Origin of the sequence: Pedobacter sp. Leaf170 (genome assembly GCF_920984665.1) — a bacterium.
GTDB lineage: Bacteria > Bacteroidota > Bacteroidia > Sphingobacteriales > Sphingobacteriaceae > Pedobacter.
In genome coordinates this window covers 538,851-557,202 of record NZ_CAKLBP010000001.1, presented here as the reverse complement: position 1 = coordinate 557,202, position 18,352 = coordinate 538,851, and the positions used below count along the sequence as shown (strand labels likewise).

19 protein-coding genes are annotated in these 18,352 nt (G+C 34.9%); 3 read left to right on the top strand and 16 right to left on the bottom strand.

All coding sequences use genetic code 11. The features are described 5' to 3' along the window. Position 1: 1 nt before the first annotated feature. The 3 genes from LUA90_RS02545 to LUA90_RS02535 all read right to left on the bottom strand — a co-directional run bounded on the left by LUA90_RS02545 (position 2) and on the right by LUA90_RS02535 (position 3,046). Positions 2-718: an SDR family NAD(P)-dependent oxidoreductase gene (locus LUA90_RS02545; RefSeq protein WP_231489993.1), complete on the bottom strand. Its 717-nt coding sequence runs from the start codon at positions 716-718 to the stop codon at positions 2-4. Between the two features lie 91 nt (positions 719-809). Next, positions 810-2,147, bottom strand: a complete 1,338-nt coding sequence (locus LUA90_RS02540; RefSeq protein WP_370634397.1) for an ABC transporter permease — start codon at positions 2,145-2,147, stop codon at positions 810-812. Further along, positions 2,147-3,046, bottom strand: a complete 900-nt coding sequence (locus LUA90_RS02535) for an ABC transporter ATP-binding protein (RefSeq protein ID WP_231489992.1) — start codon at positions 3,044-3,046, stop codon at positions 2,147-2,149. The genes LUA90_RS02540 and LUA90_RS02535 overlap by 1 nt, the downstream gene beginning before the upstream one ends. A gap of 332 nt (positions 3,047-3,378) precedes the next feature. Here LUA90_RS02535 and LUA90_RS02530 point away from each other — a divergent pair, with 332 nt between their 5' ends. Continuing rightward, positions 3,379-4,230, top strand: coding sequence for a DUF6882 domain-containing protein (locus tag LUA90_RS02530; protein ID WP_231489990.1), 852 nt, complete (start codon positions 3,379-3,381; stop codon positions 4,228-4,230). A 69-nt stretch (positions 4,231-4,299) separates the two neighbouring features. Here LUA90_RS02530 and dnaJ read toward each other — a convergent pair whose 3' ends face one another. From dnaJ to LUA90_RS02500, 6 genes are all read right to left on the bottom strand, one after another. Next, on the bottom strand, positions 4,300-5,466 hold the full coding sequence (dnaJ, locus tag LUA90_RS02525) for a molecular chaperone DnaJ (RefSeq protein WP_231465554.1): 1,167 nt from the start codon (positions 5,464-5,466) through the stop codon (positions 4,300-4,302). Positions 5,467-5,555: 89 nt separating this feature from the next. Beyond that, positions 5,556-6,137 carry a nucleotide exchange factor GrpE gene (locus LUA90_RS02520; protein ID WP_231465556.1) on the bottom strand — a complete coding sequence of 194 codons (582 nt, stop codon included), beginning with the start codon at positions 6,135-6,137 and terminating at the stop codon, positions 5,556-5,558. Positions 6,138-6,353: 216 nt separating this feature from the next. Continuing rightward, positions 6,354-7,037, bottom strand: coding sequence for a cell division ATP-binding protein FtsE (locus LUA90_RS02515; RefSeq protein WP_231465558.1), 684 nt, complete (start codon positions 7,035-7,037; stop codon positions 6,354-6,356). A 1-nt stretch (position 7,038) separates the two neighbouring features. Next, positions 7,039-7,242: a fructose-6-phosphate aldolase gene (locus LUA90_RS02510; protein WP_231465560.1), complete on the bottom strand. Its 204-nt coding sequence runs from the start codon at positions 7,240-7,242 to the stop codon at positions 7,039-7,041. A gap of 52 nt (positions 7,243-7,294) precedes the next feature. Continuing rightward, positions 7,295-9,205, bottom strand: a complete 1,911-nt coding sequence (locus LUA90_RS02505; RefSeq protein ID WP_231489989.1) for a gliding motility-associated C-terminal domain-containing protein — start codon at positions 9,203-9,205, stop codon at positions 7,295-7,297. A gap of 65 nt (positions 9,206-9,270) precedes the next feature. Continuing rightward, positions 9,271-10,284, bottom strand: coding sequence for an acyl-CoA reductase (locus LUA90_RS02500; protein WP_231465564.1), 1,014 nt, complete (start codon positions 10,282-10,284; stop codon positions 9,271-9,273). Positions 10,285-10,363: 79 nt separating this feature from the next. Between LUA90_RS02500 and LUA90_RS02495 the strand changes: the two genes are divergently transcribed. Beyond that, positions 10,364-10,714, top strand: a complete 351-nt coding sequence (locus LUA90_RS02495) for a 4Fe-4S dicluster domain-containing protein (RefSeq protein ID WP_231465566.1) — start codon at positions 10,364-10,366, stop codon at positions 10,712-10,714. A 184-nt stretch (positions 10,715-10,898) separates the two neighbouring features. On the opposite strand, the gene LUA90_RS02490 is transcribed toward LUA90_RS02495, so the two are convergent. After that, complete coding sequence (locus LUA90_RS02490; protein WP_231465567.1) at positions 10,899-11,351, bottom strand: universal stress protein; 453 nt, start codon at positions 11,349-11,351, stop codon at positions 10,899-10,901. Between the two features lie 110 nt (positions 11,352-11,461). Here LUA90_RS02490 and LUA90_RS02485 point away from each other — a divergent pair, with 110 nt between their 5' ends. Then, positions 11,462-12,247 (top strand): C40 family peptidase, encoded by a 786-nt coding sequence (locus tag LUA90_RS02485; RefSeq protein WP_231465569.1) that lies wholly within the window; start codon positions 11,462-11,464, stop codon positions 12,245-12,247. Between the two features lies 1 nt (position 12,248). Here the strand turns inward: LUA90_RS02485 and LUA90_RS02480 are convergent, their stop codons facing one another. From LUA90_RS02480 to hisB, 6 genes are all read right to left on the bottom strand, one after another. Beyond that, complete coding sequence (locus LUA90_RS02480; protein ID WP_231489987.1) at positions 12,249-13,148, bottom strand: WD40 repeat domain-containing protein; 900 nt, start codon at positions 13,146-13,148, stop codon at positions 12,249-12,251. A gap of 529 nt (positions 13,149-13,677) precedes the next feature. Continuing rightward, the gene (gene hisIE / locus LUA90_RS02475; protein WP_231489985.1) at positions 13,678-14,268 is read right to left on the bottom strand and encodes a bifunctional phosphoribosyl-AMP cyclohydrolase/phosphoribosyl-ATP diphosphatase HisIE; all 591 of its coding nucleotides are present in this window, start codon (positions 14,266-14,268) and stop codon (positions 13,678-13,680) included. A 194-nt stretch (positions 14,269-14,462) separates the two neighbouring features. Next, positions 14,463-15,218: an imidazole glycerol phosphate synthase subunit HisF gene (gene hisF / locus LUA90_RS02470; RefSeq protein ID WP_231489983.1), complete on the bottom strand. Its 756-nt coding sequence runs from the start codon at positions 15,216-15,218 to the stop codon at positions 14,463-14,465. A 295-nt stretch (positions 15,219-15,513) separates the two neighbouring features. Next, a complete protein-coding gene (hisA, locus tag LUA90_RS02465) occupies positions 15,514-16,263 on the bottom strand; it encodes a 1-(5-phosphoribosyl)-5-[(5-phosphoribosylamino)methylideneamino]imidazole-4-carboxamide isomerase (RefSeq protein WP_231465577.1) in 750 nt (249 codons plus the stop codon). Between the two features lie 51 nt (positions 16,264-16,314). Further along, positions 16,315-16,905, bottom strand: coding sequence for an imidazole glycerol phosphate synthase subunit HisH (hisH, locus tag LUA90_RS02460; protein WP_231489981.1), 591 nt, complete (start codon positions 16,903-16,905; stop codon positions 16,315-16,317). Between the two features lie 310 nt (positions 16,906-17,215). Then, positions 17,216-18,349 carry a bifunctional histidinol-phosphatase/imidazoleglycerol-phosphate dehydratase HisB gene (hisB, locus tag LUA90_RS02455; RefSeq protein WP_231465581.1) on the bottom strand — a complete coding sequence of 378 codons (1,134 nt, stop codon included), beginning with the start codon at positions 18,347-18,349 and terminating at the stop codon, positions 17,216-17,218. Positions 18,350-18,352: the final 3 nt, after the last annotated feature.

The window sequence follows — 18,352 nt, the reverse complement described above, 5'->3', positions numbered from 1 at the left end:
TTTATAATTTTTTATATATATTTCTCGGAGTAGCTTTAAATAGCCATGCAAACAAACGCCATCCACTGCTTACGTAAATTACGCTTTTTTTCTGTTCAATACCTTTTATAATTTGTCTGGCTGCTTTTGCTACGGGTGTTACCCAAAATAATTTGTCGCCCTTTGCCATTGCGGTATCAACATAGCCAGGCCTCACATCCAATATATTTATGGGTAACTTCATTTGATAAGCCTTGCGGTAAAGCGCTTCCATGTAGTTTATCTGGTAAGATTTGGATGCATTATAGGCTGGTGCAATGTTATTGCCCCTTAAACCTGCTATTGATGTAATTGCTGCAATTTGTCCGTGTTGCTGATTAGAAATATAATAAAAGGCCCAATTGATAACATTTGTAAACGACATTACATTAGTACGAATGGTATTTTGCTCTATAACATTGTTTAGTTCTTCATTTACATCGCCGATACCTGCACTGTAAATAAATATATCCAAGCCACCCAATCTTTCAACCAACTCATTTAAGTTATCAATAAGATTTTCATCGTCGTTAACATCAAAACACGATGTGCAGATTTTTTCAGGATTACTACGTTCTATCTCATTTAACAATAACTGCCTTTTGCCCGTAATTCCAACCTGATAATTTAATGCTGCCATTTGCCTGGCTAATTGTTCTCCAATACCAGATGTAGCACCAATAATGATAACTTTCTTCACAAAAAAATAGTTTTTAGCTGCCGTAAAGTTAAAATGAAATTAGAGTATTCTTTGTATGTTTAAATCGATATAGCTTGAGTATATCTCTACATTAATTTTTGTACCAAAACCATTTAAAAACTTCTTTCAAGCTAGGTTTTTTGCCATACATTAAAATACCAACGCGGTAAATTCTTGCAGCAAACCAAACCGTTCCTATAAATCCAACTATTAAAATACCCATTGATAAACCTAATTCCCAGGCAGGTACGCCATAGGGTAGGCGTACAGCCATCGCAATAGGAGAGGTAAAGGGAATCATCGATAACCAAAAAGCTATATTTCCGTATGGGTCGTTAGTTACTACACTTAAAGATAATGCGTAGCCAAGCAGTAGCGGCATCATTACCGGCATCATAAACTGTTGTGTTTCTGTTTCACTATCTACAGCCGAACCAATTGCGGCATAAAGCGCACTATAAAAAAGGTATCCACCTAAAAAGTAAAAAATGAAGATGCTTATTATTTTACCAAGCTCTAAATTTTGAATACTTTGTTGGATATTTCCAATCGGGCCATCACTTAGTGCAGCTTTTTGTATTTGTTGTGCAGATGGATTGACCGGTCCAACCTGGCTATTGGCCACTATTTTTTTAGCATCTTCTTTATTTACAAAAATACCTACGGCCACGGCCGAAATAGAAAATGTTAATATTATCCAAAGTAAAAATTGAGTTAAGCCAACCATGGCTATTCCAATAATTTTACCCAGCATTAGCTGAAATGGTTTAACTGAAGAAATCATAACCTCAATAATTCGGCTGGTTTTTTCTTCGATAACGCCACGCATAACCTGTACGCCGTAGAGCATAATAAACATGAACATCAGTACGCCTGCTACAAATGCGATTATTGTACTGGCGCCTGCACTGCTGCTTTCCTCTTCACCTTTATCACTAATTTTTTTTGTGTTGATATTGATATTGCTCTTCAGATTATCTAAATCTTTCTGCGATATTCCGGAACGTTTTAATTTATAATCCCGAATTAAATCTTCAATTGAGTCTGATATTCGACCATCAAGTGTTAAACCTGCCTGTTTTTTTCCAACAAGTTCTATGCCTTTGGGTGCATTTATATCAAAATCGGGCAGGAGTAAAATATAATCATAGCCACTTTTGTTCAAGTTTGCCTTTAACTTATCAAAAGGTTGATTTACATATTCGTACGTTACGTTTTTATTGGAGGCGAGTTGTTCTGTTAAGGTTTTATTTTGATTGATAACAGCGATTTTATCAGTTTTATCATTAATACCTTTGATAGAAAAATAAATAATCAGGCCATAAAAGCCCGCAATGATTAAGGGTGTTAAAAAAGTCATTATAATAAATGATTTCTTTTTAACCCTCGATAGATATTCCCGTTGTATAATGAGTAAAGTTTTGTTCATCATTTAGTTTTTACACGTTCAATAAAAATATCATTCATGCTGGGCACAACTTCCTCTAAGTGGGTTATATCTACCTTCGGAAGCATAAACCTTAAAACATCATTAGCAGTGTAATTGCTCTTTAATTTAAATTTCAATCTGGAAACGTTTTTAAATTCGCTTCTTTCTTCAATTTCGAATATTTCATTATTATCAAAATTCTCATTGCCAACAAATTCAATGGTGTAAGTATTGTTTCTGTACGATGCTTTTATTTCGTCTACACTACCATCTAGTATTTTTTTCGATTTATGTATCAGGGCAATATTATCGCATAATTCTTCCACGCTTTCCATTCGGTGTGGAGAAAATATAAAGGTTGTTCCTTTTGCGTTTAATTCTAATATCTCGTTCTTTATTAAATCAGCATTAACAGGGTCGAAACCCGAAAATGGTTCGTCCAGAATAATAAGTTCCGGGTTATGCAAAATGGTTGCTACAAACTGAACTTTCTGTTGCATACCTTTGCTTAAATCTTCAACCTTCTTATTCCACCAGCTACCCATATCTAATTTTTCGAACCAAAATTTAATGCGTTTGGTTGCTTCAGCAGTTGATAAACCTTTTAGTTTGGATAAATAGAGCACTTGTTCGCCAATCTCCATTTTTTTGTACAAGCCGCGTTCTTCGGGCAGGTAACCAATTTGATTAATGTGGTTAGAATTTAGTTTTTTGCCATTAAAAATTACTTCGCCACTATCGGGCGCTGTAATTTGAGTTATAATTCTAATTAACGATGTTTTGCCAGCTCCATTTGGCCCAAGTAAACCAAAGATTTTTCCTTGCTCAACATTCAGACTTACATCATCTAGCGCTATGTGGTTGGAATATTTTTTAACAATATTTTTTACGTCAAGCATTACGGTTAATGTTTTTGATTATTAGTCGGTAAAATTGATTAAACGTTACAAATTTCTTAACACTTAACGCCATTGTTACCATTAAATATCTGAAAACTTTAGGCGAAAAACCATGATGTTATAATTAGAAATTTTTTGATTTTTTATTTTCGTGTAATAAAGTAAATAGTTTTTCGTTATAAATTACTAAAATTCAGTGTTTTATAGATGAAGATCCTCATTCTTTTCATTTAATTAAGCAGTCTGCTTTTTATATGATTTGATATATTTTATTTTCGATGCTTTCGCAAAGCGATTAAAAATTTTTATCATTATAATTCTAACCAAATAGTATGTTACATCAGTTAAATAATCTAAATGATGCTAGTAAAGAAAAAATTAGCCGTAGCAACGTAGTTAAATTTAGAACTAGCTCAGGCTCTTTGGTTACGCATTTAATTTCTGATAGAACAGATTTACTCAAGAAATTTTTCCAGCGGAAAGATGATAAACCTTATGAAGCAAAAGTAGTTTCCATGAAATATACTAAATTTCATAAATCAGATCAGGATTTAATCGAAAGGTTTGGCACTATTGCTTTTGATAAGCAGATAAATATTGCTAAAGTCATTGGCGATAATGCCTGGAGTTTAGATATGGTTAATGAGAAAATTAATTTTGGTAACGAGATTGAATTTTCATTTAAAATTTTGGGTTCATATTCTCGTACAACTAATACCTGGTTGTGGGCCTGGGCAAATACTGCAGTAGGGCATGATGAAAAATCTTTACTTCATGCAAATGAATTAAAAGCCTATGGTGAAGAAAATGACATAGAATTTTTAAAACTTGATAGTTTTGAAGCCATAAATATTGATATGCATTTAATTGGGTTAACAGCTTCGGGCCTTTTTAAAACTACTGGTTACTATATAGCCGATTATGGTGCCGGAGCAATGGTTTTTACCATTCAAAACGATGAAATTAATAAATTTGATGATGACGAACTTGGTAGAATATTAACTGTATTTAATCAATTTATAGCTGATTTTGAGATTGACCAAATTCGTGCTTTTAAATTTTATTTAAAAGAAAAAGGCTACGACGTTGTTGAAGAAAAAAATAAGATAATAGGTACAAAACTTGAAAAAGTTGTTTCGGCTGAATTTGATAACAAAAATTCACGAATAGAAATTAAAGCTTAAATCGCAGATATTTGACCATAAAAAAAGCCGATACTTATTAAAAGTATCGGCTTTGCTATTATATTTATTTTATTCAAAATATTCTTTCATTCTATCGAAGAAACTTTTTTCATTTTTACCAGGTTGTGGTTTAAAGTTAGCAGAATCTCTTAGCTTTTCTAACATGCTGCGTTCTTCGCTGCTTAATGCCTTAGGTGTCCAAACATTTATATGGATAATCTCATCACCTCTGTGATAGGAATTTACTTCTGGTAAACCCTTGCCTTTAAGGCGTAATAATTTTCCACTTTGTGTGCCTGGTTCAATTTTAATCTTCGCTTTACCATCAATGGTTGGCACTTCTATGCTCATACCTAGTGCGGCATCAACAAAGCTTAAATGCAAATCATAAACAATATTATTGCCTTCGCGTTTTAAGGTTTCGTGTTGTGTTTCTTCGATTAAAATAATTAAATCGCCTGGTACGCCACCATTGGGAGCTGCATTACCTTTACCACTCATGCTTAATTGCATGCCTTCGCTTACACCAGCAGGAATGTTTATGGTAATGGTTTCTTCACCACGTACAACACCATCACCATGGCAAACATTACATTTTGCAGTAATTTGTTGTCCGCTGCCATTACAAGTAGGGCAGGTAGATGCAGTTTGCATCTGACCTAAAATGGTATTGGTTACTCTACGAACTTGTCCGCTACCGCCACAAGTTCCGCAAGTATTTACTGATGATTTATCTTTGGCGCCGGTACCATCGCAGGTTTTACAAGAAATTAACTTGTTAACCTTAATTTTTTTCTCAGCTCCGTGTGCAATTTCTTCTAAAGTAAGCTTTACTTTAATACGAAGATTTGAGCCTTTTGCAACTCTACGGCCGCCACGTTGCTGGCCACCACCTCCGCCGCCTCCAAAAAAGCTTTCGAAAGGGTTATGACCTCCAAATATATCGCCAAACTGGCTGAATATGTCGTCCATATTCATGTTGCCACCGCCGTAACCACCCGAAGCGCTACTGCCTACGCCAGCATGTCCGAATTGATCGTAACGCTGCTTTTTCTCAGCACTGCTTAATACTTCATAAGCTTCAGCAGCCTCTTTAAACATATCTTCGGCAGCTTTATCTCCGGGATTTTTATCCGGATGATATTTAATTGCCATTTTACGATAAGCTTTTTTTATCTCATCTGCTGATGCGCTTTTGGTTACGCCAAGTACATCATAATAGTCTCTTTTACTCATTTTCTTTTTTAATGATTGAATGCTTAAATGAATGGATGATGGAATGTTTATAATATTCTTTCATCCAAAATTCTATCATTCAAAATTAATTACGCTCCAACTACAACTTTTGCAAAACGGATAACCGAATCGTTCAAAGTATATCCCTTTTCTACCTCGTCAATCACTTTTCCTTTTAATTCTTCTGTTGGTGCAGGAATATTCGTAATCGCTTCGTGGAAATCAGTGTTAAAATCATTATTGATGCTTTCTACATCTTTAAGACCTTTTTGCGCTAAAGTATTTTTTAACTTACTGCTAACCAATAATATACCTTCTTTAACAGGTGCAACCTCGGTTGCAGTTTCCATGGCCTTTAAAGCACGGTCAAAGTCATCAAGAACGGGTAATAGCGAAACAATTACATCTTTACCAGCTGTTTGCAATAACTCTACACGTTCTTTTTGGGTACGGCGTTTATAGTTATCAAACTCTGCATACAAGCGCAAGTATTTATCATTAAGTTGTTGAACTTCAGCCTGAAGTTTTTCTTCAATACTTTGTTCTTCAACCTTTTCTGTTTTTTCTTGTGCATCAGCATTCTCTACATTTTCTGGTGTAGCGTTTTCTGATGTATTTTCAGTATTCATTATATTTTCTTCTGTATCGTTATTTTTCTTCTTATTAAACATAATTTGAGGCTGAATTTTTTGGGTAAGTACACAACTATTTTGCCATTAACACAAATCAGCCAAGCTGACAGATTTATTTGCATTTATCTGACCAGATTGGCTGATTGACTGACAAGGGATTGCCGAGTTTGATTAAAGATTTTAGATATATAGAATCTTAAATCTAAATCATATTTTTTCTAAAAATTGGACTTAAATCTTAAATCTAAAATTAATTTAAGCTATTTGAGCATCTTCATGCACAACTCCATTTTCGCATTTGATAATTCTCGATGGAAAAGTTCTGATGATGTGATAATCGTGGGTTGCCATTAAAACTGCTGTACCATTTTGGCTAATTTGCTTCAAAAGGGTCACAATTTCTTCAGATGTTTCCGGGTCTAAGTTTCCGGTTGGTTCATCGGCTAAAATAATTTCGGGGTCGTTAAGTAAAGCACGGGCAATAACAATTCTTTGCTGTTCTCCACCCGAAATTTCGTGAGGCATTTTTTTAATTTTAGAACGTAATCCAACTTTATCCAGAACATCTTTTATGCGTTCGTTAATTAAGTTTTGGTCTTTCCAACCGGTTGCTCTAAGTACAAATTCAAGGTTTTTTTCTATTGTTCTATCTGTTAATAGCTGAAAATCCTGAAAAACTACACCTAATTTTCGGCGCAAAAACGGAACTTGATTTTCGGTTAAATTTTTAAGGTCGAAGCCGGCAATGTTGCCATTTCCATTACCAATATGTAAATCGCCATATAATATTTTAAGTAAACTGCTCTTTCCAGAACCTGTTTGCCCAATTAAGAAAACGAATTCATCTTTTTCTATATGTAAATTTACGTTTGATAATACTAAGTGTTTCTGTTGAAAAACATCAACATTATTTAAATGAATTACTGCGTTGCCTGCCATTTTATATTTCTAATTTAGCCATCTGCCCAAAAGGTAAATCTTTTACCATTTCCATAATGTAGTCCAATTTATCGCCTAAGCCTAACTTATCGAGCGATTTATCAGGTCTATCAACCCTAAAATAAGCAAGCAAAGTAAACTTATCATCTCTAAGCTGTACGTAATCAGGTATTTTGGCGATGCCTTTAACTTTTAGGATATACATTGTGTTCAAAAATAGCATTTCAAAACGATAAGCGAAAGTATGCGACTGGTTTTTATCTAACAATGAACACCCAACCGGAGAATATTGGGAAATCTTCGTTGAGGTAAATGGTGTAATAATATGCTGCGGTGGGCAAATCTTTCCCTTGCGATTTACCATTCCAAGGACTGTATGGTCCGTTGTTTTGGTACACCAGATTTCCATATCTGTTTGTGATTTTTATTCTCGCATCTGGAAAGGTATCAAGTGCAGGAATCGTCCAGAAATCGTTAATACCATCCCCATTGGGTGAAAAAGTATTTGGAATATTTATTTGAGGCTGGACTTTAACAGACATCTCATCAGAACTTGAGAGGCATCCTAAAGTAGATTCTGCAAAAAGCGTGTAAGTAATATCTGATGGTGGTGTTGCAATTGGATTTAGCTTTGTTGCATCATCCAAATAAGTTGCCGGCAACCAATAATATTTAACGCTGTCTCCACTAACTTTTCCATTTAAAACTACACCTTTACCCGTTATCGTAAAAAGGTCGTTCCCAGCATCGGCAACCGCATTTTTTAAAACATTAACAGTTAAAGTTGTGGTTGCAGAGCAAGTTCCGTTTGATACAGTAATGGTATATGTGGTTGTTTCTTTTAAGGTTGCGATAGGATTTGAAATATTGATGTCAGACAATCCGGTGGTTGGGAACCACTTGTAAGTTGTGCCTCCATTTACTAATAATTGTATGGGTTGGCCTTCGCATGTTGAAACTGATTTGTCATTAATAGGAACAACTGGCGGCTCTAGGGTAACTTCTGTTGAGGAGGATGCCGTGCAGCCATCTTTTGTGGCTGTTACCGTGTAGATGCCAGCCATGTTTGCTTGAACGTTGCTTAAAACCGGACTTTTTTCGTTGGAAGTAAATCCGTTTGGCCCCGTCCATGAAAAAGATTCGCCGTTTGTAGCAGATAGTTGAACTGTACCCCCAGCACATACTTTGCCGCTATTAACCGCAATAGTAATAAGTTTGGGGTTTACGGTTATTGTAAACGGTTGTGATGCTGTTCTGCAGTTTACCGAGCCAATATTTTCCTGTTCTGCAATTAATAAGCGGTACTTATATACGCCTACTGCAGCATTGGTTAAACTGACATTTAATTCGCTGTTTGTTTCATTAGCAATATCCTGCCAATTTACACCATCATATTTTTGCCAAACAAATGCAGGATTGTTGTAATTTTCTATAATGTTTGCACCTAATTTATACGTTGTAATGCTTCCTTCGCAAACAGATATATCGCTTTTTCCGTTGTTTATAATTGTATTTATAACAGGGCCGCAGGCTCTAAAAGTAATATCATCAAGCGCAATATCATTACCACCGCCGCCCGGGCCATTATTTGTTATTTTTAAAACTAAATCAGTTTGATTTTCCGTTTTGAAAGTGGTTGCATATTGAATCCAGGTGGGCGTTGCGCTTTCCGGTATATCCTTAGTTTCGTATTTATGTAAAATATTACCACTTGTAGTTTCAATGGTAAAAGTGATATTTGGTTTATTTTCAACGTAATTTAAAACATTGATAATCCATGCCGAAAACTCGTAAGTTGTATTTGGACAAAGATTTGGAATTACAGCCTGATAGAAAATGCCCGGATTATTGGATGCATTGACTATCATCATATATCCATTAGGGTCGTTAGGTGTATGGTTTGGTATTTGATGCCACCCTCTTGTACTATTGTACATGCCATTTGTACTTTTTGCAATGGTATACTGCCCATCATTGGGGGTACCTGCAAGATAATTGTAATTTGTATTGGCGGTGCTTAAAGGAGGGGCAAATTGAGTTGAACCAGAACCAAAATTTATATTTATTACAGGGTCGCCCAATGCTCCTTTACAAACCTCTTGAGCAAATATGTTGGAATATATTAGTGTTAAAAATAAAAAAATAAATGATTTAAGGCGTTTTGACATTAATCCGGCGAATGTATCGCAATATCTTAATTAAATTTGAATGGCTATTCTATGCAAAGTAAAGTTTATATAGCATTAAGAAACTCAATTGTATTCACATTATCAGCATAATCCCAAAGCTTTGGGTGCTGGCTTTCTCCAAAATTGAAATGTTTTAAATGTAAACTCGCTTTAGTAACTATACATTGAATGTTTTCTTCCTGTTTGGTCAATTTCGATTCAACTTCTTCTAAACTATTATATTCTTCGTAAAACAAAACAGCCAAAGGCGATGAAAGGTTTTCATCTTTTTTAAGAAGTAAGAAACCGTTGTCAAAATGCTTGGCTGCATTTACCAAATAAATGGATTTATTGTAATCGTAATTGTTCTGGTATTTAAAGTGATTAATTACCGGTAAAAAGTGTTCTATACCTTGGTAAAGTTTTGCGATGTCATATCCTGAAGGGAAATATATTTTAGAAACATTTCTGCAGCCTAAACCAAAATAATCAAAAATGTCGAAACCTAAATTAGCGATATCTTCTTCGGTTTCTTCGCCGGTTAAAATTGCAACACTATTTCGGTTTTTTCTAATTATGTTTGGCACCTTGCTAAAATAATAATCGAAATAACGCGATGAATTATTACTTCCAGTTGCAATTACGGCATCAAAATCCTTAAGCCTTTCTACATATTCAATTTTAACTCTAAGCTCGGGTTCAATCTCAACTAATAAATTTAATACTGCTCTAATTAATTTATCATCAGCAGATGATAATTTGATTAATGCAATGTTGCCTGTTGCTAAAACGGCCAATACATCATGCAATCCAACTAAAGGAATATTTCCTGCTAAAATTAATCCTACTTTTTTAGGCTTTGATGTAAATTTTGCGGTGGTAAACCAATCTTCAACATCGCTTTTATGCAACATTTTTGAAAAGGATAAGATAGACTTATTAATGTTATCCGCAGTAAACCACGGATTGCTTGCTTCAGCAGTATGCATGGCGCTTTCTAAATATTTTGCCGGTTCACCAAGCTTTTCACCCAATTTTATTAATGCGATTTTTACCTTTTCTTGAGTTAATGCTGACATATTTAGAATTATTATTAATGGATTATGTGCTATATTTGCAGCTGCAAAGTTAAACTAAGCAAAAGAATTAGACGAAGACATGGCAATTAAAATAACTGATGAGTGCATAAATTGTGGGGCTTGCGAACCAGAATGCCCAAACAATGCAATTTACGATGCCGGTACTGCATGGCGTTTTTCTGACGGTACAAATTTAGATGGTATAATAGATTTCGGTAATCAACAGATTGATGCTGGAGCAGCGCAAGATGCTGTTTCGGATGAAGTTTATTATATTGTTTCTGATAAATGTACGGAGTGTAAAGGTTTTCATGACGAACCACAATGTGCGGCGGTTTGCCCGGTAGATTGTTGTGTAGATGATGAAGATATCCGTGAAACTGAAGACGAATTGTTAGCTAAAAAAGCCTGGTTACATCAGGAAAACTAATTATAACGGTTGGCAGTTAGTTGTTAACAGTTTTGGTTTCAGAAATCATAAAAAATATATTGGTAAAAGGTTCTAATGAAAGTTAGAACCTTTTTTTTATTAATTTTAATAGTTAGAACAATATAATAGAATGGCGATTTTTCATTAACCAATGAACCAATGAACCAATGAACCAATGAACCAATTAATCTATATCGCTTTTATTTGGAATAATTAAAACCGGACAGGCCGATTTTCTGGCAACGTGTTCTGCAACGCTACCCATTAAAAAATGATACAAACCTGTTCTGCCGTAGGTTCCGATAACAATTAAGTCAGAACCCCATTCATCAGATTGCTGGATAATTCCATGCGCTGCAGTATCCACAATACTCAAATATTCAGTAGTAATTCCGTTGCTATATTTTGATTCTATCTCCTTCAACAAAACATGACTATTTTCTTCGCTGTTATCGTATGTTTCCATAAAAACCGGCGCTAATGTTAAATCGGGGTTTACATTAGCAGGAATCGGTTCAATAATGTTTACCAATGCTACAGCTGCACCAAACTTTTCTGCAATGTCGTAACCTGCTTTCGCAGCTTTTTCAGAACAAGTGCTGTTATCAACAGCTATCAATATTTTTTTAAAATTCATGTTGAGCAGATTTAAATTCTATCATTATAAAAATAACAATTTTGATAGCAAAATGTTAGTGGCTCAATGTAATTTGTTAATTTTACTGCTTCTAATAAGAAAATTATTAAATGGAAAATCAATACGGTATTTGCAGAATTGCAGTGGCTCCATTAAGAGCTGAACCATCTGATAAAGCGGAAATTGTTTCGCAGTTGTTATTTGGTGAGCATGTAGAAATTCTCCAGAAAGAAGAACGTTGGTGGCTTGTACAAAACGGCTACGATGGTTATCAGGGTTATATAGATTTTAGGCAATTGGCAGCTATAACTCAAGAGCAATTTACTAAAATGTATGATAATCAGTTTATTGCGCCATTAAGCTTTAATAACGTTTTAACAGCTGCCGATGGCACTTTATACCACCTAAGCCCGGCAAGTAATTTGCCATTTTTAGCTGATGAATATTGTTTTGCAGGCACCGAAAAGTTTAAGATGAACTTTGAACCTTACGATAGCTCTAAATCGGATTTTAAAAATGATATTGAATCGACTGCAAAGTTTTTCCAAAATGTTCCTTATTTATGGGGAGGTAGGCATTTATTTGGTTTAGATTGCTCGGGTTTTGTGCAAACTGTTTTTAAAATGTTGAATATTAAGCTCAACCGAGATGCCTCGCAACAAGCAGAACAAGGCGAATTGGTGGGTTTTTTATCTGAAGTTAAACCTGGTGATGTAGCTTTCTTTGATAATGCCGAGGGTAAAATAACACACGTTGGTATAATGCTGAGTCCGAATGAAATTATCCATTCATCTGCAAAAGTAAAAATTGATCCTATTGATAACGAAGGGATTTTTAATCGTGAATTAGGCGTTTACAGCCATAAATTAAGAATTATAAAAAGGTTTGTGGAGTAACTCAACCCCCCATTTCCCAAATTATAACTTGTCTGTCATCACCTGTAGAAATTAAATATTTTCCATCGTTACTCCATAAAATTTTATTAATGGAATGGGTATGGCCAATTCCGAGTTTTTCTAAACTCAAAATTTTGTAAAGCTTAAAGTTTTCTGCATCCCAAATTTTTATGCTCTTATCCTGACTGCTTGTAGCAAAATAGGGAAGGCTTGGGTGGAAAACAACATCATAAACGGTAAACATATGCGCCGGAATGGTTTGCATCAATTCGTAATCAGGCAAACTCCAGATTTTTAGTTGTGCATCCCTACTTCCAGAAATCAAATATTTTCCTTCTGGATGATAAGCTAAAGAGGTTACAGGTAAGGTGTGACTTTCTAGATTTTGCTTTATGCTATAATCCGAAAGATTGTAGATTTTTATTAAATGGTCTTTACAACCAAAAGCAATTTCGCTTTCATCGGGAGTAATGGCAATCGACCGTATGGTATCATAAGCAGCCTGAAAGCGGTAAATTTCAATAAAATCATCAAGCGACCACACTGCTACGGTCCCATCTTCGCCGGTGGTTATTAATTCGTTTTTACTTTTTACAGTTTGAATATTGAAAATAGGTTTGGTATGAGCATTGATTCTTGCAATTACTTTTTCTGTTTTAAAATCGTAAACACTAAATGCACCACTTCTTTCTCCAACAAAAAGTTGGTTATTGTAATAATGTAGATAATAAACAGAACTCTGCACAGGCAATTTAACCCTTAAAAAGGCCATGGTTTCTAACGACCATTCTACAACGCCTTTATCATTCCCGGCACTGAAAAATGTTTTATCATCATCTGCATTTGCTAAAGCATAAACTGGATTTTGATGACCGGTAAGGGTTTTTAAGTGGTTAAGCATCAGTTTCTGAATAAAATTTTAGCAAACAAAAGGACTACTTGTTTAATTGTGCAAACCTATTGGCTCTAAATGCAAGTACAAACTGAAGAATTATCAAAAGGTCAAAAATTAGTCTGGCTATGCCAAAATATATAATGTTGTTTGATACGCTTGTTTGTAAAAATATTTGAAAGGTAAGCAAAGCTGATGCTAAAGAGAAAAACACACTTAAAAAGCCCAGAACCAGATGCCATTTTTCAAATTTCAGGTTGTTTCTGATGAAATGAAATAAAGTTACCCAATTGAAGAAAATTGAGGGTACGATAAGGGCTAAATCTAGATAGTTCTCGCCGTTTTTTAAGATTGCAATGAAGATTATCCCTAAAAAAAGATTAAGGTAACTTAGGTATTTAAGCATTTGGTTTACAGTTCTTTAATGTTCAACTTTTGGTTGTTGAGCGTTATCATCAACCTGAATGTATTTCAGTTTTTTTTTTAAGATGCTGATTCAGTATATATGGAACAGCATGACGTAGAATCAATCAATGTTTTATTTATGTCTCTTCTCTAAATTTTTTGCAATATCCTGAATAGATAAGCCTTTTTCTTTTAAAAGAAATAACAAATGGAATACTAAATCAGATGCTTCACCAATTAATTCTTCTTCGCTTTCAGCCAATGCGGCAATTACAGTTTCAACGCCTTCCTCACCAACTTTTTGAGCAATTTTATTTAAGCCTTTACTCCTCATTTTGTTAATGTAAGAGCCTTCAACCGGATTTTCGTATCTATCGGCTATAATATTCTCCAACTCGAAAATAAAATTCTGGTTAAATTCTGTGTGGAAGCAACTGCGGTTTCCTGTATGGCAAGTTGGTCCAACCGCATCAGCCTTAATTAAGATGGTGTCGTTATCACAATCAACAAAAAGTTCTTTTACATAAAGAAAATTATTGCTGGTTTCTCCTTTTGTCCAAAGGCGATTTTTTGTGCGTGAGAAAAAAGTTACTTTGCCTTCCAACTGGGTTTTCTCTAATGCTTCAGCATTCATGTAGCCAAGCATTAAAACTTCCAAAGTTTTATAATCTTGAATGACCACGGGCACTAAACCATCACCATTTTTGTTAAAATCTATATTCATTGTTTTTATCAAGTTTCGTCATTGCGAATAAAATTAAATTCTTTAAGGCAGCTTGTTTTGCCAATTCGTCACCCTAAATTCAATTCAGGGTCTCTATCTTTTTAAGATGCTGAAATAAATTCAGCATGACGACCGACTTATAGAGTCGATTAAGATTGCTTCGTGCCTCGCAATGACGAGTGTTTTATTAAATTTTATATCCTAACCGGAATATTATTTCTTTTTAGTGCTGCCTTTAAATCAGGAATTAGAATTTCGCCATAATGAAATACTGATGCCGCAAGCGCTGCATCAACATTTGCCTTTTGAAAAACCTCTGTAAAATGTTCCGTGCTCCCTGCGCCACCCGATGCGATGATAGGGATGTTTATCATTTTATTGATTTTACCAAGTAAACTACAATCAAAACCAGCTTTTGTGCCATCATGGTCCATTGAAGTTAGCAGGATTTCTCCTGCACCTAAATCTTCAGCCTGCTTAATCCAGTTTTCGGTTTCTAAATCTGTTATTAATCTTCCGCCGTTTAAATGAACCATATTTTTTCCATTTACGTGTTTCGTATCAACAGCTAAAACTACAAACTGTACGCCAAATGCTTTAGCTAAATCTTCTATTAGTTGAGGATTACGAACAGCTGCCGAATTGATACTGATTTTATCTGCACCAGCATTTAACAAAGCTTCTGCATCAGCGATTTCAGTTATTCCGCCACCTATGGTAAAAGGAATATTCAACTGGCGGGCAACTGATTTTACCATATCAATCATCGTTTTTCTACGTTCATGAGTGGCAGTAATATCCAGAAAAACCAATTCATCAGCACCTTGTTGCGCATATTGCGCTGCTAATTCTACCGGGTCGCCTGCATCACGTAAATCAACAAAATTTACACCTTTAACGGTTCTGCCGTCTTTAACGTCGAGGCAGGGGATTATTCTTTTACTCAGCATTGTTTTGCTATGTTTCCGTCATTGCGAGGCACGAAGCAATCTGTTTTGCTAGAGAGATTGCTTCGTGCCTCGCAATGACGAGTATTTAATGTTTTCGTTTTAATAGACCAGAAATAATCGAGGCACAGCCACAAAGAAAGCAAGGCAAAAAAAGCCACATACAAAATTCACCAATTGTACCTAAAATCTTATAATATTTGCCCACATAGAAGAAAGAATTAATTATTATTAACATCATGATAAATGATGCTGCTAATAAAATTATTCCCCATTTAAGCATATTGTTTATCACATTTTATATCGAACTCAACATCTTTAAATTCCAATCCTTAACTTGTTCAATCGTAATTCTATCTTCATAAATGGCTTTTCCAACTACAACACTTCTTATTGGATATTTTGCTAATTCATAAATGTCTTCCATAGAGCTAACACCACCTGATGCAATTAATTTAATCATCGGCGAATGTTCTAACAGTTTTTTATATAATTCAACGGCTGCACCGCCCAATTTACCATCTTTGCTAATATCGGTACACAAGAAACGGAAGAAACCAAGCGCCAGGCATTTATCAACATAATCCATCAATTTAATTGGCGAACTTTCCATCCAACCTGAGTATTTAATCACTTCGTCTAAAACATCAATGGCAATAACAATGCGGTTTGCGTAGTTATCTTTTTTAGCAAAAGCATCACTTAACTGTTGTAAAAAATCGGGGTTGGTAATGGCTTGCGTGCCAACAATTACACGATGAATTCCTGCATCAAGTAAATTTGTAACTTGTTCAATTGTACGGATTCCACCTCCGTACTGCACTTTCATTTCAGTTTTCTTAATAATTTCGAAAAGTGATTTTTGATTGCTAAAATCGCCTTTGGCACCATTTAAATCGATAATATGAATAAAATCAGTTCCGTTTGAACGATATTTCTCTATCATTTCGGCAATTGAAACATCGTATTCTGTTTTCTGGTTATAATCGCCTTCACGCAGGCGAACAACTTTTCCATCCAAAATATCAATAGCAGGAATTATATACATTTTTTTTAAGTTAAAAATTGAAATGAAATTTATCTAAATATGAGCTATTACTCAATTTAAGTTTGAAAAATTTTTTAAAATCTGTTCGCCAGCATTGCCCGATTTTTCAGGATGAAACTGAACACCATAAAAGTTATCTTTTTGTACCGCTGCCGAAAACTTTAGTCCGTAGTTGGCAGAGGCGATATCAAAAGTAGGGTTATATTCAATAAAGTACGAATGAACAAAGTAAAATTGCGCATTAGGTTCAACACCTTCAAATAGTGAATTGTTTTTATGCTCAACCGCGTTCCAACCCATGTGGGGGATTTTGATATTCAGCGACTTATCGAATTTTTTGGTTTTAACCGGAACAATGTTTAAGAGATTTGCATCACCTTCTTCAGAATGTTCAGTAATTAATTGCATACCTACACAAATGCCCAGAACCGGTTTATTTAAGGCTTTTATGGCATTTATTAATCCGGTGTGTTTCAATTTTTCCATTGCAGCAGCTGCATGGCCAACACCAGGAATGATGATGTGACTGTATTTTTCTAAATCCGTTTCGGAGTTTATCATGCCATATTGTACATTCAAACGCTCTAATGCTGCGGTTAAAGAAAAAATATTGCCAGCGCCATAATTTACTATTCCAATCATTTAGTATTAAGTATTTAGTATTAAGTATCAAGACGAAATGTCTAGCAAACCTAAAATTATCTCTTTATAAGCATTTGAAAACGAATGTTAGTTTTTCAAAGGTTCTGTAGTCCCGCTATTCGTTTCTCCCGATGAAAAATCGGGATTCACTACTATCGGGTTTATTTAACAAAGGTTTTTTGCAATAAGTTCTCCACCACGTATTACGAAGCTGGGTTTGTGCGAGCTGAAGCAATCTAAACATGTATCTTAGATTGCTTCGTCGTGCCCCCTCGCAATGACGATTTTGCTAAACCTTTCCCTTTTACCCTTACAAAAGTCCCTTTGTACTTGGCAAAACCATTTTTTCCGCATCGCGTTTAATTGCCATTTTTATCGCTTTTGCAAAGGCTTTAAATATAGCTTCTATTTTATGATGTTCGTTATCTCCTTCGGCTTTAATGTTCAAATTGCATTTAGCAGCATCGCTGAAAGATTTAAAGAAATGATAAAACATCTCGGTAGGCATATCTCCAACTTTTTCCCGCCTAAATTCCGCATCCCAAACAATCCAGTTTCTGCCACCAAAGTCTATGGCAACCTGCGCTAAACAATCATCCATAGGTAAACAAAAACCATAACGTTCTATGCCCAATTTGTTACCCAAACCTTTTGCAAAGGCTTCTCCGAGCGCAATTCCTGTATCTTCGATGGTATGGTGTTCGTCTATATGTAAATCGCCTTTGGCAATAACTTCTAAATCAACACTTCCATGTCTGGCAATTTGATCTAACATGTGGTCGAAAAAGTTTAAGCCTGTTTCAATTTTTGCTTTTCCGGTTCCATCTAAATCTAAATTAATGGTAATATCAGTTTCGTTAGTTTTACGAATGTGATTAATTTTTCTGCTTCCGGCTTTAAGCAGATTGTATATATCTTCCCATTTTTTGGTTTCTAGTACGATAATATCCAATAAAGTTTCATGCTTATCTAATGCCTCAGTAGAACCTAAAGCATCATTCTGACGTAGAAAAATTGCTTTAGCACCTAAATTTTTGGCTAACACAACATCATTTAATCTATCTCCAATTACGTAAGAATTTTTTAAATCATAATCTTCGCCAAAATATTTTGTTAACAAAGCTGTTCCGGGCTTACGTGTAGGCGCATTATCTTTAGCAAAAGTTCTGTCAATAACCACCTCACTAAAATTTACATCTTCGCCAGCAAAAGTATCTAACATAAAATTATGAATAGGCCAGAAATTTTCTTCAGAATTTGATGGCGTTCCCAAACCGTCCTGATTTGTAACCATTACCAGTTCATAATCCATTTCGTTTGCAATTTTCGAAAGGTAGTAAAGCGAGCGGGGATAAAATTTCAACTTTGCGAAACTATCTACCTGCTCATCATCTGGTTCAATATTTAAAGTTCCGTCGCGGTCTATAAATAATACTTTCTTCATCTT